The following is a 16,770-nucleotide window of genomic DNA, read 5'->3' as shown; positions in this document are numbered from 1 at the left end:
GTTGATCTGGATACTAAACATACTGTTAATTCAAAACGCAAGGAGTGTTAGAATGGCTAAAGCAGATCGCCAATTAACGGAAAAGGAAAATAGCATAGGAGAATCCTCATTAAAAGTGGAAAACATAAGCTTTTGGGACGGTGTAAGCATTATTGTAGGATCCAGTATTGGTGCCGGGATTTTAAGTTTAGCCTTTGGGGCCAGGCAAGCCGGGTTTCCTGTTCTGGTATTTTGGATAATTGTTGCAGGTATCTTTACTACCATATCCATGCTATATCTAGCAGAGACGACGCTAAGAACCAAAAAACCATTACAGCTTAGTGGCTTAGCTGAAAAATACATCGGTAACATAGGGTCATGGTTAATGTTTGCATCTGTTTTTATAAACTCATTAGGTGCATTGATTGCTTACACAACGGGTAGTGGGGATATACTGGCAACTATGCTCGATGTTCCAAATATTGTCGGAAGTCTCCTTTTCTTTATACCATCTTTACTTGTTGTATGGTTAGGGTTAAAGGTAACGGGGGTAACGGAAAAAGTAATTGTTGCTGCTATGACAATTATGGTACTTATTCTTATTCTAGCTACATTAATTGGGCCTGGGGTTAAAGCAGACCATTTATCCTATATGAATATTGGCTTTGCAATCCCTATTTTTAGTCTGACTATTTTCTGTTTTATTTCACAGTATACGGTTCCCGAACTTGCAAGGGGTTACGTACAAGGAGATGTAAAACGTTTACCTCGGGCCATTATCACCGGTATGATTATCATTGGTATCCTATTGATATTAGTTCCTATGTCAGCATTAGGGTTATCTGGACCAGATAATGTTACGGAAATCGTAACCATTTCGTGGGCGCAAGCATTAGGTCAATGGGCCTTTTTTATAGCTAACATTTTTACACTATGCGCTTTTATAACTTCTTTTTGGGCTATCGGGGAGAGCCTATTAACAAATATTGTGGACAAATTACGGTTTCCATCTGAATGGGATATCAAATATCGACTAATAAGCATTGCTATCGTTGCACTGCCACCGTTTATTATTGCTTACACAGATGTAATTGGGTTTGTCGATGTTCTATCCTTTGCTGGTGCTTTTGCTGGAGTTATAATGGGGGTATTACCAATTATGATGTTAAATCGGGCCAGAAAATACGGAGATCGAGACCCGGAGTGGACCTGTGGATGGATATCTCACCCTGTCATACAGGCTTTAATTATGATTCTTTTTGTTGGTGCTGCAGTATATACGTTCCTTGAAATTTTTTCAATACTTCCAAGCGGATGGTAGGGGGAAAGGTTATGCAAAAGATTGAAGGTAATTACATTTATGCTTTTTCAAAATCAAATGATATTGTTGGATCTGTTAACCTAAATGAAAGTTTTATAGTTGAGACACTGGATTGTTACAGCGGAGAGATTAGCAATGAAAAAACGCTAAGATCTGATATTCCAAATCTCAAGATAAACCCTGCAACAGGCCCAATATACATCAATGGTATTAATAAAGGGGATACTATTTCTATTGAAATAATTGATATAAAGCTGAACTCTTACGGTGTTATGGTAACTGGCCCAAATATCGGAATGTTGGGGGACTATATTTCCGAATCACAGACTCGCATCTTACCGATAGAAGGAAACAAAGCAATATTAAATAACAGCATAAAAATTCCAATTAATAAAATGATTGGTGTGATAGGGGTTGCACCCGAAAACAACCCTGTACCCTGTTCAACACCTGGGGAACACGGCGGAAACATGGATACGAAAGATATAACAGAAGGAAATAAATTACATTTACCTATTTTTCATGATGGAGGATTGCTCGCCTTGGGAGATTTACACGCAGCAATGGGTGACGGTGAACTGGATGGAACCGGTGTTGAAATCGGAGGAGAAGTTACACTAAAGGTAAGAAAGAACCAAAATACAAAACTCCGTACGCCAATTGTTGAAACAGCTGACCATTTCATGATCATTTCTAGTGCAAAAGAATTTAAAGATGCGGTTAGAAAAGGAATGCTGGAGGCAGTCGCTTTATTACAGCGGCAACATAATCTCGAGTTTCCCGATGCCTACCGTCTAGTAAGTGCTGTTGGTGAGCTCAAAATTAGTCAGCTGGTTAATCCAAAAATCACTATAAGAATTGCATTGCCAAAAACAATTTTAAATACAATTTCCTAATGCTAAAAAGGTCAAATAAACTTTTACTGCCGTAAGAGTTTATTTGACCTAAATGGTAATCTACAGCATGGCTTTTTCGCTTAACATTCTGTATGTTCCATCCCTTGCCACAAAGCGATCGAACCATCCGGCCCAGCCTCATCTTCCAATGCCCGACACGAAACTATCATCCGGACTTCATTTATTTCAGCTTCCTCGCACCTCACTCCTCAAACTCAAGATTCAATCCACACTCAAACATACGATTCCACGGTGAAAATGTTTGAATATGCTTAAGTTTCTTATCTCTAAAAGAGTTATTGATAACTTCATGATAACGATTCAGTAACCGATTGTTGCGTTCTTTATTAACAATTTCCTCCAGTTCTTTTAAATCAAAATATGTTAAATTATAATTTGGCAGAAAGTCAGAAGTCATTTCCATCCTAACTTCCGCCTGGTAAAAATAGTCATCAATTAAATGATAAAGTAAATTTTCCTGAATTTTATTTACTTTACTGTTTAAACTAATTACACCTTGGCAAATGGTGCTTCCAAGTGTATTGCAATTCGTATTCCACCCTTTATAAGAAATAACCCGGTCGAGAATATGCTTTTCATCTAAAAGTTTAATCAGCTCATAATCTCCACCATTAGCAAAAGCGGAATCCGCTATGATAACATTTTTTCCATTTAATACGCAGGAATGTATCTGTTCCACAAAAAACTGGATATTTCGAAAACTGGAATAAGTAATATCTTTAGATACCTGCTCCCATGACTCCTGCATTACCCGACCAGGGGTATTATATGCAAGTACAAGGTCTGCTTTTTCAAGCGAACTGGTTAATTGACATCCTGACGCAAGGACATGAGCTTTTAAACTTTCTGCAAAAGGACGGTCTTCATACATTGGAATTAATTGTGGTCCTAATGTGCTGCTCCAGAACGGATAAATGGTTGGGTGTACTCCTTTGAACTTGTTGTATGCACGAGTTAAAAGTGTTGCACCTGCCTCGTCAGCCCCGGGATAAATTTGCACTTTTTCATATAAGCCCTTCTTATTCCGTTCATTCACTATCTGGGCTTGATCTATCGCTGAATAGCCATATTCTGCACTGTCATCCAAAGGAATCGATAAAAATGTTATAACACCTTCTGAAACCAACCGCAGAATTCCTTTATTGATATATAAATTAAATTTTCGCCGCGCCTCATAATCCTCTATCCATTTAACTGGTAACCTGGATTCAATTTCAAGCAACTGCTCATGTTCTGTATCTGATAGAGTATTCCGTTTTTGCTTGTCCAATAAATATGATCGAGAGAATAAATCGCTCCCCCATTTTTCATAGTAATCGGGTTCTTCATCACTGGAATTGTACTTAGGTGTACGCATAATCATGTTTGAAGCATAGATTGGTGTCTCTGGATGAGCGGCCCCGAATTTATTTAATCGTTCTAACCATTGTTCCCCTTGTTTGTATGACATGCAGTGCAGGCGGGACGGCAACAATCCGCCAAACATCAGCATATCAATACTTAATATAATTGCATCCACATCATAGACTATCTCGTTTAACCATTCCCACAATCTTTCTGTATTTCCTGGAACCTTCTTTTTCCCCAGCAAGGAGAGTTCAGGCAAAACAAGGGAAATATCGTTTGCCGAATCGGCAATCCGTTTAACTACATCTACATTGCAAGGACGTTCATCTATCGGCAGATAGGCAATTATCATTGATTACACCTCTTTTGAATCTCCAAATATAATAACATTATACATTCATTACCTGCTTCTCTAATTCTTCAAAAATAATATCAAATAAATATAACACAGAAACTTCATTCACATTGTTTATCCCTGAATATTCATTTTCATTTGATGGAACAACAAAAAGTAATTCGGATATATCTGATACCGGAGAATCCTGCTGACTAGTAACTCCAATTGTTTTTGCTCCATTGCTTTTTGCCTTTTCCAAAATATCTACAATTTTCCTTGAATATCCAGATAAACTAATCCCGATAACACACGAATCTTCGTTTATGAAATTTGCAGACATATTCATGTGATATTGATTGGAGAAAGCCTCCGCTCTTATACCTTTATTTAGAAATTTATACTTTAAAGCGTCTACCACTGTTGACAAATTATTGGAGCCATACAAATAAACATTTTTTGCCCTTGTTATTTTGTCCTTAAATTTTTGGATTTCATTTGCTTGGATTAACGCATCAAACTTATTCAAAAGTTTATTATAATTTTGTTTTACCTTTGTAATACTCGATGTTTCTGTATGTTCGTATAAACGTGTACTAACAAACGCTTCCTTTGCCATTAACCGTAATTTATTATAGGATCCAAATTCTAATTTCTTACAAAACCTCGTAATTGTTGCATCGGAAACGTTAATGTTTTCTGCGAGTTGGGAGATTGTTGTATTGGAAACAGATGCCAAATTATGAATCACATAGTCAGCCACCAGCTGCTCCCGTTTTGTCAGTTTGTGATTGTTTGATTCAATGATTGCTGTAATACTCTTTAATGGCTGAATAGATTCTTGTAATAAAAAATGCCTTAACGCTCCTATCATCCCAGCATTGTTCAAGTTTTGGGCAATTTCAATCTTGGTGTTATCGAGTACAGCAGGAATAATATCCCTTTTTAATTGATCCATTAATAAGGGGTATAAATAATCCTTTTGCGCTGTGATTCCGCCACCAATTACAATCATTTCAGGGTTCATCATATAAGCAATTGTGGCAATACCCTTCGATAAATGACTAACCTGCTTGGATATTTCCTGAATACAAATGCTGTCACCTTTTTTGGCCAGTTCAAAGATTTCCTTGCCGGTTATATCATGTTTAGAAATTCCTTTCTCATATGCGACATTTTGAATTAGTGTTTTCGTTGATGCCAGGTCTTCAAATTGGCCACTTTCAATTGGGATATAACCAATTTCTCCAGCGCTAAAATTGTGTCCACTATGCAATTTATTATCCAGTATAAAACTTCCACCAATACCTGTCCCGATTGTTAGGCAAAAAAGACTTTTCACGTTTTTTCCTGTTCCTATCCAGGATTCCGCCAAACCGGCACAGTTTACATCATTTTCTATTTCAACTGGCAAGCTAAAAAAACTTTCCAATTCCTTTTTTAGTGGGAAACCTGTATAATCGGGGATCAACGGGGAAGCATATATGATATTTCCCTTTACTGAGTCAACCTGACCCGCTGTGCTAACGCAAATTCCCTCTATGTTATAATGATCAAGTAATGGTCTACCTAATTTTTTCACTTTTTCTATCATGGATGGCCCACCCAAATGTGCCTCAGATGGGCATTCACGTTTTTCAATAATTGATCCATCTTCTTTTAACACGCCGTACTTTAACAATGTCCCACCTATATCAAAAGCCAAAAATTGCCTCATCGTTTTCACCTTCAATTTCTGTTAAGACTATCCTCTGTTGTGTTTAACCTTTAACTGAACCCTCTGTAACACCGGAAATAAAGTATTTCTGGAGCCAAATAAATATAAGAAGCGTTGGGATTACGGTTAAAATGGATCCTGCACTAACTAATTTCAAATTGGCACCGTCAAAGTTTTGGGAAAGCTGTGCAAGACCTATAGATAACGTATACATGCTGCTATCCGTTGTGTTGATCAGTGGCCATAAATAATCACCCCAGGTTTCCATAAATGTGAATATAGCTAAGGTAATTAAGGTCGGTTTCACTAACGGCAGTGCTACTTTATACCAGACCTGAAATTTGTTCGCACCGTCTAAATATGCTGATTCCTCAAGTTCCTTCGGTATGCGAAGAAATGCTTGCCGCATCAAAAAGATTCCAAATGCTGTTGATACTTGCATAATAACTAAACCAACATGTGTATTATGCAAACCTAATTCACCAGCTAATTGAAATAATGGAGCCATAAATAATTGAAAAGGGACCATCATCGTTGAAATAATCAAAACGAGTGCGACACTTCTGCCTTTGAACTCCATTCTTGCCAATGGATATGCCGCTAAACTGCAAAAGAACAAATTTAACGGGATTGCAATTGCAGATACAATAATTGTGTTAATAAAATATGAACCGAAATTAGCCCTCTCGAAAGCTTCCACAAAATTTATCAATGAAGGATTTGCAGGCAAAAAGCCATCATAAATTCCTTCACCTGGTGACTTTAATGAAATAAAAAGCGTCAGTAAAAATGGCCCAACCGTAATTACAGCAACTAGCAACATCAAAGCATATATCCATATCCTTTTACCGAGTTGATTTACCTGCATTCGGTACTCTCCTCTCTTATTATGCCCTTAAATCATCTTCCCGCTTACTTGTTAGTTTCATTTGTAATAGTGAAGCAGCAATAGCTAGAATTAATAAAACCAAACCAGCTGCCGATGCGATACTGACATCGAGACTCATGAATTTATTATAAATATAAATAACTAACGTAGTCGTAGCGCCTGCTGGCCCCCCGCCTGTAGCAATGGCAATTTCATCAAACACCTTCATCCCGGCTATTATTGTTAATATAGAGACAAGGGTAATAGAGGGTACCAGCATTGGCACCGTGATTTTCCGAAATTGCTGGAGTGTTGATGCGCCATCAATTTCAGCTGATTCATAAACTCCTTTTGGCAAAGATTGCAGACCTGCCAAATAGATAATCATATAATAGCCAAGTCCTTTCCAGACAGTGATTACTGCTACAGCTGCGAGTGCAGTACCCTGTTGTACTAATAGATTCGTAGGTGAGTCAAAGATTCCAATCTTCACCAGGAAATCAGATATCATTCCGTTCTGTGAATACAGCATTTTCCACATTAGTGCCCCGACTACCATTGGGGTAACAAATGGCAAATAATATAACACCCGAAACGTGGTAACGCCACGAAGTTTCTGATTCACCAGGACAGCCAAAACCATCGGCAAAAAAATATTTAAGGGAAGAACAATCAATAGAAATAATAGTGTATTTAGCAATGCATTCCAAAAGGCTTTATCAGTAAATAATTCTTTAAAATTTTCCAGACCGACAAATTCTCCCGTTCCCGAGATCAATTTATAATCTAAAACACTCCAATGAAAGGCCTGTAAAATCGGATAGATAAGAAAGGTTCCTAAAATCAGGATAGACGGCAATAAAAACAGCCACGGTGTCATCTTAAACATCTTTTTATTTGTTCTATTAGAGATTAACCTTTTAGCCACTTTAATCTCCCCTTCGAAAAATAGAGACTAGCTTTTTGTAAAGAGCTAGTCTCTTATAGTAGTTTTGTCTTTAAAATGTTACATCTTCCCCTGTCTCTTCAAATGACTTGGTCCACTCTTCAGCTAATTGACTAAGCGCCTCTTCTGAACTTAATTCGCCTTGCAGATTTTGTACAAATATATTTTTGGTTGCTTCACGCACATCAGCACTGTTTTCGGTAGGTGGTATTAAAACTTCGGCCCGCTCCAAAGCCTTCGAAGCTTGCATCATACCTTGGGCTTTAGGAGAATCTCCAGCTTCTTTAAAATAGGGATCTTCCAATGAATCTTTTGTAGATGGCAGCACTGTACCGGCAATCTTTGCAAATTCTAGTTGATTTTCTGCATTTGTGATATATTTAAGAAGTTCTACTGCCGCCTCTTGATTCTTAGTTTTTGAAGGTATAGCAAAGTTCATTACATCTACATTAATTGGTGCATCTTCTGAAACAAGTGGCGGGCCGGACTTAGATGTTTTATAAATATTCGGTGCCCCAGATTCAACCGGACCAAGAAACGTCACTCCACCTTCTAAAAAGGAAATGTTACCACCCATGTATAATTCTTGACCTGATTGTATGGAACCCTCTGCAGCTTCTTGAGGGATCAGACCTTCTTCATACATCTTCTGCATTGTTTCAAAGTACTTCAATATCGCTTGATTATCTTCAAATACTGCTTTTCCATCTTTAACGATCGGATCTCCATTCGCTAGTGAAACCATTTTTTGCATAATCACATTACCATCATTTATAACCGGATAATAAGAAGCCTTTCCTGTTTTATCCGATATTTTTTTTGCTGTTTCGTATATCCCATCGAGTGTCGTTGGTAATTCTTCAATACCGGCCTGCTCAAAATGTTCATTATTATACCATGTCACGGTCGTTGTTAAATACCACGGCAGAGCGTATAAACTATCATCGTTGATACCTGCTTTAAAGGGGCCTTCCACAAATGAATCTTTCGTCTTTTCATCAATTAGATCAGTTAAATCAAGTAAACCGCCTTGTCCCGCTATATTGGCTACATAAAGTGGATTCAAATTAACTAAATCTGGTACTTCACTGCCCGTTAGTGACGTCAATACTTTTTGTTCCATTTGTTCCTGTGGAATATCTTCAATGATAACGTCTACATCCGAATACTTTTTTTCAAAACCCTTTTCAATGTCTGAGAAATAGGAATCAAAAGGTTCCCCAGAAAGCGATGCGGTCCACATTGTCACCTTACCCGATATTTCCCCAGAATCTGATGTGTTAGTTTCATCGGAATTTTCCCCACATGCTGCTAAACTTATTAGTGACAATAGCAAAATCGAATTAAATAGAAGCTTTGCCAATAATCTGCTCATGAGTTCCAATACCCCCTTTGATTAAGTAAAAGCGCTTTCAATAAATACTATACAATAGTAGTTTGATAGTTTCAAGCAATTTTAAAAATTATTTTACTTTATAAATTTATTTTGAAAATAATTTTCTGTTTGAGTGCGGTGTCGTAACAGATCTCTCTCGGCTGACTCCAATAATTACTAAATTTCCGAGCTAAAGGATATATTCAATTTCAATCCACAAAAAGAGGTAATTCAAATTGAAATACCCCTTCAACACAAATTAACTATCAAGTTAAAAATTTCCACGAAATCAATACATGATGTAAAAAAAAGTCTCTATTACTATTTAGTTACCGGTAATCTAGATAAATACAAATGGTACTCGGTAGGAGATAAAATCTCCATAATAAAATAACAGCGAATAAAACAACTCAAGCACCTTTCTTAACCTTCCCTGTTACCTCCTCAAACAACCCATACTTCCGCTTCGTCCTCTCTAAAATTTTTATCCACGAGGCACTGAATACCGCCAGAAAAAATACATTTGATAAAGCGTGAGCAAGGTCATGGTAAATGCTTGCTATATATGTTGCCGTAAAAATTTCCCAGGTCATGTTATCAAGATAACTAACGATGATCCAAAGATTCATAAACCAGCCAAATAAATAGCCCCATGTAAAGCCAAAAACTGAGCGCCCCCAGCCCTTTTTCATCCAACCTTTATTGCGAAAGAGTCCAGCTGTCATCCCCATCATGCCCCAAGCATACATTTGCCATGGTGTCCAGGGGCCTTGTCCAAGAAAAATATTGGACACGATGGCCGCCACAGCCCCAACGATGAATCCTGATTCGGCTCCAAAAGCGAGCCCGGTAATGATAATAACGAAGGAGGTCGGCTGAACGCTTGGCAAACCAGCAAAAGGAACACGCCCGACAGCAGCAATGGCAGCCAGGATGGCAAGAATGACGACTTCCCTGCCTGTGATGCTTCTTATTTCAAATCGGGCAAAGAACGGAATCATCATACAGTCAATAATCATCACACTTACCAGTAAATAAGCACGGTAATGGAAAAAAACAATAGATACGACCAGCAATAACAAAATGGCGATGGAAACAATGGTCAAATAGGTACGTGATTTGGCCATGATGCTAATGCCTCCTCCAGTGTCAAGGTCCCTGTTAGCCCACTTCCGCTTGTAGCACGATTAACAGAGGTAGTATAAAAATAATTTCCTTGAAACAATTCAGTTGGAGTCCCCTCAGCCATGATTGCACCATCAAACATCATCGCACATCGTTCGGCATATTTAGCAGCAAATTCAATATCATGTGTAACCATTACGATCGTCAAGCCCTTTTGATGCAACTGTTTCAATAATCTGGCAAAGTGTTGCTTGGATAAAGGATCAAGCCCTTTCGTCGGTTCATCAATGAAGAGTATTGTCGGACTTCCCAGCAGCATGCACGCCAGAGCTGCTTTTTGCATTTCACCACCAGAACAATCATATGGGTGCTGGTGCCGGATATGCTCAATTTCAAATGTACACAGCATTTCCACGATTTTCTCCTCACCATTATCTATCTGTTTCTGTTGCACTACTTCCTGCATTTCCTTATCGATCGTGTCATGAATAAAATAGGTTTTCGGGTTTTGTGGTAGATAAGCAAAGTTGTTATACAGTGCTTTCCCTTTTAGTTTGCTTGTTTCCTTTTCTCGAAAAAGAACCCGTCCACGTTGCGGCTTGATGTTGCCAATGCAAGCCTTCAGCAATGTACTTTTACCTGATCCATTTCCACCAACAATTGTGTAAAACTCCCCTTGTTTCACCTCTAAAGCTAAATTTTTCAAAATGTATGGCGTCTTTTTAGTGTACTGAAAATAGACCTCCTGTAAAGACAGAATAGACTCATTTCTATCGATTGCCGCTTTTTGATCAGTAGACATTAATGGTGACACTGTTCTTATCCAGCTCCTGCATTCTTTGACAGTCAGAGGAATACTCGTTTTCTCCAAGTATTGCGCTTTTTTCATATACAACTGTGAAATGGAGGGGACATAGGGAATAGCACGCTCATCGTTGTTTTGAAAAATCGCTTCAATTATGTCTCTGCTCTCCCCTTCATACCGCACGAATCCCTTATCCATTACTATCACATGATCAGCAATAGCAAACAATTCCTCAAGTCGATGTTCAACTAAAAGAATGGTCATGCCCATTTCCTTATTCAACCGCTCCAGCATGAGGATAAGATTCTTTGCTGCAACCGGATCAAGCTGGGAAGTTGGTTCGTCAAGTAAAAGAACTTTTGGCTTTAACAGAAGGACACTCAACAAGTTCAGCAGCTGCTTTTGTCCTCCCGACAATTCTGATGGTTTGGCCTTTAACAATCCCTCCATACCAAAAAAATGAACCAATTCGGCAACTCGCTTACGCATTTCCAAGTTAGAATACCCTAAGTTTTCCATACCAAAAACCATTTCCTGCATGACATCATCCATAATAATTTGATTATCTGGATCTTGAAAAACGAAGCCAATTTCTTCGATCAACGTTCGATCGTCCCATTCACTCAAAGCTTTTCCCAAATATGTAAGTGTTCCCTCCAGTTCTCCTGCAGGGGCTATCTCCTTTTTCAGCAGGCTTAGCAGTGTTGTTTTCCCACAGCCGCTTGGCCCGCAAATCACAGTGAAATCGCCTTCCTTTATTGTAATAGAAATGTTGTTTAAAGTTGGTTCCGCTTCTGGATAATGAAAAGAAAGGTTTTTCATTTGGAAAATATCCACCGTAATTGTTCTCTCCCTTCAACGATTAATGGAAATGAATGTAACAATAACATAGCGTAGAAAAGCAGCCAATCAAGTGGATAGAAATGAAGCGTACCAAGCTCTGGATAAATAATCATTTTCCCATACCCCAACGCGCCTCCAGCAATGCAAATACTAAAAAGTGCAAGTAACGCAATCATCCATCCCCAGTCATGCTTCTTCAGCCGATACGGAATATAGGGATTTTTCTTTCCAATTCCATAGCCTCTTGCCTTCATGGAGTCAGCCGTTTGCATAGATTCATCGAGTGACCAGGTTAGTAAAATTTGTGTTCTTAGCTGCCCCGTTTTTGCCCTGTTTCTGATCGACCCTTCTGTAATGCTTAATCCACGGATTCGCTGCACCGCACTAATTTCCTGGAGTCTTTTTTTTAATAACGGTACAAATCGAATTGAAAGCATCGTTAAAAAAGCCGTTCGCGGCAGGATTCTTGCAAAAATATACAGAAATCGGTTTCCATTTAAAATAAGATTAAAGGAGATGAACAGAAGCAGGATAATAACGATTGTCAAGGCCATTGTAATGCCATAAATGGTTGCTTCTAATGTTACTTGCTTCCCCCGGAAATAAAATAAAATGTTTGTCCCCCGTGATACCAAAAAAGGATTTAACACGATAATTAGCGTACTCATCACCAACAACGCAGGAATCCATTGCCGAACTGCTTTTCCCCGGTCATGTGACACGTTGACCAGAATCATCAATAAACATGCCGTACCTAAAAATAACGGATGTTTAAAGTAAAAAGCCAGCGTTCCAACACATATGTAATAGAAAAATTGAACAAAAGGATGATAAGAGCGAAAACCATTTTCCATACTCCACACCTGCTTTTAAAAAAATTGTAGGACGGGAGCAATTCCGTCCCGACCACAACACTAATCATGAACGTGGACAAGCCTCTGCCCCCTTATTTCGGACATTTCCCATCCCTCCGAACAGGAGCTAAGTCTGCGCCAAGATCTTTCCCAAGATTTGTTGTGTACAACCACTCAACCCGATCTCCATCACATACAGGTACTACACCTGCACCACGATCAGGGAATACACCGTTTATTCGGTACATCCAGCCGCTTCCCTGGCCGCGGTCGAATTCATATACATTGTCTATTCCTTCGACATACGCGGTTGCACCTTGACCACCACGATAATCCATCTGAATTTTTTTCTGTTTGGTAATTTGGATTAACGCTTCTAGTACAGTATCTTCATTGGTTATTTCGATTTCGGTTGGTGGTAACGGAACCTCGCTGCCGGATATAACGATTGAATAAACAATTGTGTCCTTATTTGTTTCAGGCTGTTTATTTTCCTTGGAATTCGCTTTATCATGTTTTGACTTCTTCGTTGAACCTTTTGCAGAACCCTTATGGGAATCTTCCTGTTTATTTATGGCATTTGTATTCGATTTGTCCGTATTACTCGATCCCGTTGAACTGCCTTTGGATTGACTTGGCTCCTTACTTGATTTTTGTTGATTTGCGCCTGCCGATTGTGTTGTCTTCTTATTATTTTCCTTTTTAGTTGCAGATGACTTTTTTTCAGCTTTTTTGTCGATTGCATGGGTATTGGAATCGCTGGATTGTTCAGCTATTCCATTTTTTTCTTTGGCAGATTTCGCTTGTCCCGTATCCGGTGATTGTTCTTTTTCTCTAGGGTCCTTTGTTACATCCTGATCCTCATCCCCAGCTTGCTGACTTGCTGAATCTTCCAAGCCTGTTGGTTTCTTTAAAGACTCAACACAGCCACTTAAACTGAAAACAATGAGCAATGTCAGCATGACGGATGCAAAGATCTTTATAGCTTGTCTCATCTCTCCGAATCCTCCCTCCGAAAAACTAGTAGGCTATTTACACCCACCTTCTTTTTCGAATATAAAGTATAACAAAGCCAATAATAATCAATGCAGCTCCAGCAATTAGGAAATTATATATATTTGTTGCTGTTTGTGGTAATTTATCTCCTTTATCTGTTGTTGCCGTTTTACCATTTACTGTTTGCTTCTGATCGTGATTCAGATGATCCTTGTCGCCTCCGCTTGAATCTTCATCATTACCTGATTTCATCGCTTCTTCTGTAAGCGTCGTAACAGTAGTGCTTTCTTCAGATGATTTATTTCCTAATCCATCGACAGCTATGACACGATATTCATAATCCTGTCCAGACTTTAAATCTTTGTCCGTAAATTCCGTTTCTTTTCCCTTAACATCGGCAATTACCTTCCCGTTACGGTAAAGAATGTACTTCTTGATACCTGAAGGGTCGTCTGCTGATAACCCGACAGTAATTTTATTGGAAGTTATTTCTTCCTCAGTAAATTGTATGTTTACCGGTCCATCAGTGTCTGTGAATACACCGTATGTCGAGAAGTGATCAACCTTAATAGAAATAACACCATTTTTAGCTTTTCCCCATCCGCCGGTATATTTCCATTTGCCAGTTTGTTCATTAAAATAATAGATACCTGTTTTTTCAACATCTATTCCATCATTGACTCCCATTGTTAGCAGAAAGCTTCCCTTGATTTTTTTGTCACTAGGGTACTGAAAATCAAAGTGTAATAGATCACCAGATTGCTTCAAGCCCTCATGTTTCTCATTTGCTTTCGTTACAATTAGAGTTGTTCCCACTGGTATATCATCAGGTAGCAGGACAGTAGTGTTAGTACCGTTAATTTTTATTCTTTCACCACTTTTGACAGCCGACTCTTTTCCAATTTCAATGTTCTTCTCTATTTGATAAAAGACCGTGTAAGAAAGGTTAGCCTTGTTTCCAGCCTGATCAGTGGCCGATACCGTAATGTTATTTTCCCCTTCTTTCAACACTGCGCGATAGGTACCATCTTTTGGTGTCAGCGATTTATCATTCACTTTTACAGCAAGTTCAACCTCCCCATCGGCATCATCATGTGCTTTTACGGTAAATGTTATGTTGGATGTTGAAACTGTTTTCCCGTCCGAAATACCGTTAATGACAATTTGCGGCGCAACCGTATCAACTGGTGGTTCAGGCGTGTTGTTTATTTTTCCAAATTGATAGAGTGAACCTCCTCCCTCTAAAAACAATTTATAGGCGACTAAAGCCTGAAGTGCCTGTTCTGTCGCCATCTCGTTGGAATCGGCATAATCAGCCGTGTGTTTAAAACCTCCATCTTTATTTTGAAAACCAAACAAATGCTCGATCAAATTTTGCTGTTTTGTAAATTTCTTGCCTGTTGGGTCAATTCCATAGGCTGTTAGTCCAATAATCACCTGCGAGGCTGCCTCACTTGTTATACCCCCTACAAATGAACCACCATCAAAGCCGCCTTCCTTTGTCTGGACGGAAGATAAATAATTTACCGCTCCGTCCAATGCTTTTTTTACTGCGGCCCGATCCTTATATGGGCTGAGACCGATGATTGCCATCGCGGTAATATCAATACTTGGTGTATCAAAGTTCTCATTCAAATTCCAGCTGCCATCATCATTTTGTGTGCGCAATAGTTCATCAATTAATTTTTGTCTTGTCCATTTTGCATCTTCTGGAACATCAAAATATTTTGTGTCCAATGCTATCAGTGCAAAAATTGGTCCGTTGTTTCCTTGAAAAGTCATTGTATCAAACCCGCCGCGGCGTTCCGGACTGTTATAAATATGTTCTATCAAGTTCAAGCCATCAATAGCGCGTGGGTCTTTGCCGATCGCAGTTGCTGCCATCGCCAGTCGCTCGATATCGGTAATTTTTATTCTTTTGTTTTCCAATCCACCAACTACTTGGTCTTCGATATGCAAACTTAGATCATTAGTATAGGATTCGGGAACCTTTTTCCCCGCCTTAGCCAGCCCAATCGCTTCCCACTCACTATCAACACCGCCATTAATTACATTTTGGCTAGCTTTATCAATCGCCTGCTTAATAGTCTGCAAGCTTATCTGGTTACCCACAGTACTATTGACTGCAGATGCAGACACAATCACTGACTGTGGCAAAGTAAACAATAGTGATAGTAAAACAATTAGAGCAATACTTATCATTCGTTTAAAATTTCTCAACTAAACCTTCCCCCTCCATGAATCCGCTTTCAATAAATTCCCCATAAAAAATACACCCCTTTACGAAGTGGTGTATGGTGGTTATCTGGCACAGAAATGCTATGTATCGCCATGTTCAGCTAAACGGATTTTCATCATGTGCGAGCACACCTCCCTATCCTCGTAGGTTGAATGGCGTAAAAAAGTAGGCAGGTCTCCTGACTTATGATCATCATTTTCTATTACCTTCCCATCGAATCGAATGACAGTGGTTTATAATTAGAAAACTAGCATTTACAGTGGCGGGACCGTGCCGGACTTGCACCGGACTTCCCTTTTAATGATTTCCTCGATTCCCATCGACAAAATCAACCTAATTTTTTCGTATTCAATTAATTTCATTGTATGTAATCAATGTCGTGAAGTCAAGCAGAGGATGAGCAAGATTACACAACTGAAAAGTTCCCTATTCAATTCCCCAATCCACTTCTTCAAGCCCGGCCTGTTTAAGTAATTCATTGGTCTTCGAAAAAGGCTTGCTCCCAAAAAAACCCCGATGTGCAGATAATGGACTAGGGTGCGGCGATTTAATGATGTAATGCTTTGACGTATCAATAAGCTCCTGTTTTCTTTGTGCAGCAGCACCCCACAGAATGTAAACAACAGGATTTTCTTTTTGATTTAACGTCTCAATCACACGATTCGTGAAGATTTCCCAACCCATTCCTTTATGTGAATGTGCTTGTCCAGCTCTAACTGTTAGAACCGTATTCAAAAGGAGCACGCCTTGTTTTGTCCAACTGTGTAAATAGCCGTGGTTCGGTATGGAGCAGCCTATATCATTCTGTAATTCAATGAAAATATTTTTTAATGAAGGTGGCTGCGGCACCCCAGGTTTCACGGAAAAACTTAGGCCATGCGCCTGATTCGGACCATGGTACGGATCCTGCCCCAGTATTACTACCTTTACATGCTCAAAAGAGGTCGAGTGAAGTGCGTTAAAAATATCATGCATATTTGGATATACCGTCCGGGTAGCATACTCCTCCTTCAAAAATTCCCGCAGCTTGAGATAATAAGGCTTGCTAAATTCCTCACTTAAAAAGTCAGCCCAATCATTTTCCAAAATCTGTTTAGCCATATC

The 16,770-nt window shown here is 39.0% G+C and carries 13 protein-coding genes and 1 riboswitch; of the genes, 2 read left to right on the top strand and 11 right to left on the bottom strand.

From position 1 onward, the window contains the following. Positions 1–52 precede the first annotated feature (52 nt). Complete coding sequence (locus CZ382_RS18895; protein ID WP_088052709.1) at positions 53–1,300, top strand: aromatic amino acid transport family protein; 1,248 nt, start codon at positions 53–55, stop codon at positions 1,298–1,300. Positions 1,301–1,311: 11 nt separating this feature from the next. Beyond that, a complete protein-coding gene (locus CZ382_RS18890; protein WP_088052708.1) occupies positions 1,312–2,196 on the top strand; it encodes an acetamidase/formamidase family protein in 885 nt (294 codons plus the stop codon). A gap of 202 nt (positions 2,197–2,398) precedes the next feature. On the opposite strand, the gene CZ382_RS18885 is transcribed toward CZ382_RS18890, so the two are convergent. The 11 genes from CZ382_RS18885 to CZ382_RS18835 form a co-directional block, all read right to left on the bottom strand. Beyond that, entirely contained in the window at positions 2,399–3,916 is a 1,518-nt protein-coding gene (locus CZ382_RS18885; RefSeq protein ID WP_088052707.1) for a DUF4127 family protein, read from the bottom strand. Positions 3,917–3,953: 37 nt separating this feature from the next. Continuing rightward, complete coding sequence (locus tag CZ382_RS18880) at positions 3,954–5,615, bottom strand: ROK family protein (protein ID WP_088052706.1); 1,662 nt, start codon at positions 5,613–5,615, stop codon at positions 3,954–3,956. 43 nt (positions 5,616–5,658) lie between these two features. Further along, positions 5,659–6,483, bottom strand: coding sequence for a carbohydrate ABC transporter permease (locus CZ382_RS18875; RefSeq protein ID WP_088052705.1), 825 nt, complete (start codon positions 6,481–6,483; stop codon positions 5,659–5,661). A 19-nt stretch (positions 6,484–6,502) separates the two neighbouring features. After that, the gene (locus tag CZ382_RS18870) at positions 6,503–7,411 is read right to left on the bottom strand and encodes a carbohydrate ABC transporter permease (RefSeq protein ID WP_235000476.1); all 909 of its coding nucleotides are present in this window, start codon (positions 7,409–7,411) and stop codon (positions 6,503–6,505) included. Between the two features lie 70 nt (positions 7,412–7,481). Next, positions 7,482–8,804: an ABC transporter substrate-binding protein gene (locus CZ382_RS18865; RefSeq protein ID WP_088052704.1), complete on the bottom strand. Its 1,323-nt coding sequence runs from the start codon at positions 8,802–8,804 to the stop codon at positions 7,482–7,484. Between the two features lie 410 nt (positions 8,805–9,214). Then, positions 9,215–9,931, bottom strand: a complete 717-nt coding sequence (locus CZ382_RS18860; RefSeq protein ID WP_088052703.1) for an ECF transporter S component — start codon at positions 9,929–9,931, stop codon at positions 9,215–9,217. Continuing rightward, a complete protein-coding gene (locus CZ382_RS18855; protein ID WP_088052702.1) occupies positions 9,907–11,571 on the bottom strand; it encodes an ABC transporter ATP-binding protein in 1,665 nt (554 codons plus the stop codon). Before CZ382_RS18855 ends, CZ382_RS18860 begins: the two co-directional genes overlap by 25 nt. Continuing rightward, complete coding sequence (locus tag CZ382_RS18850; RefSeq protein ID WP_088052701.1) at positions 11,553–12,431, bottom strand: energy-coupling factor transporter transmembrane component T; 879 nt, start codon at positions 12,429–12,431, stop codon at positions 11,553–11,555. The genes CZ382_RS18855 and CZ382_RS18850 overlap by 19 nt, the downstream gene beginning before the upstream one ends. Before the next feature lie 92 nt (positions 12,432–12,523). Next, complete coding sequence (locus CZ382_RS18845) at positions 12,524–13,426, bottom strand: DUF4430 domain-containing protein (protein WP_088052700.1); 903 nt, start codon at positions 13,424–13,426, stop codon at positions 12,524–12,526. Positions 13,427–13,463: 37 nt separating this feature from the next. After that, positions 13,464–15,647 (bottom strand): fibronectin type III domain-containing protein, encoded by a 2,184-nt coding sequence (locus CZ382_RS18840; RefSeq protein WP_088052699.1) that lies wholly within the window; start codon positions 15,645–15,647, stop codon positions 13,464–13,466. A 170-nt stretch (positions 15,648–15,817) separates the two neighbouring features. Then, positions 15,818–16,018, bottom strand: a riboswitch (cobalamin riboswitch). A 74-nt stretch (positions 16,019–16,092) separates the two neighbouring features. Further along, positions 16,093–16,767, bottom strand: coding sequence for a uracil-DNA glycosylase (locus CZ382_RS18835; RefSeq protein ID WP_088052698.1), 675 nt, complete (start codon positions 16,765–16,767; stop codon positions 16,093–16,095). Positions 16,768–16,770: the final 3 nt, after the last annotated feature.

It is taken from the genome of Virgibacillus dakarensis (assembly GCF_900155625.1).
GTDB lineage: Bacteria > Bacillota > Bacilli > Bacillales > Amphibacillaceae > Lentibacillus_C > Lentibacillus_C populi.
Note: the sequence above shows the minus strand (reverse complement) of the source record. Positions and strands in the feature narration are given on the sequence as shown.

Coding starts and splice junctions, on each gene's coding strand:
- CZ382_RS18890 (WP_088052708.1), top strand. CDS start 1,312: ATGCAAAAGATTGAAGGTAATTACATTTATGCTTTTTCAAAATCAAAT.
- CZ382_RS18865 (WP_088052704.1), bottom strand. CDS start 8,804: ATGAGCAGATTATTGGCAAAGCTTCTATTTAATTCGATTTTGCTATTG.
- CZ382_RS18880 (WP_088052706.1), bottom strand. CDS start 5,615: ATGAGGCAATTTTTGGCTTTTGATATAGGTGGGACATTGTTAAAGTAC.
- CZ382_RS18885 (WP_088052707.1), bottom strand. CDS start 3,916: ATGATAATTGCCTATCTGCCGATAGATGAACGTCCTTGCAATGTAGAT.
- CZ382_RS18850 (WP_088052701.1), bottom strand. CDS start 12,431: ATGGAAAATGGTTTTCGCTCTTATCATCCTTTTGTTCAATTTTTCTAT.
- CZ382_RS18845 (WP_088052700.1), bottom strand. CDS start 13,426: ATGAGACAAGCTATAAAGATCTTTGCATCCGTCATGCTGACATTGCTC.
- CZ382_RS18895 (WP_088052709.1), top strand. CDS start 53: ATGGCTAAAGCAGATCGCCAATTAACGGAAAAGGAAAATAGCATAGGA.
- CZ382_RS18875 (WP_088052705.1), bottom strand. CDS start 6,483: ATGCAGGTAAATCAACTCGGTAAAAGGATATGGATATATGCTTTGATG.
- CZ382_RS18860 (WP_088052703.1), bottom strand. CDS start 9,931: ATGGCCAAATCACGTACCTATTTGACCATTGTTTCCATCGCCATTTTG.
- CZ382_RS18835 (WP_088052698.1), bottom strand. CDS start 16,767: ATGGCTAAACAGATTTTGGAAAATGATTGGGCTGACTTTTTAAGTGAG.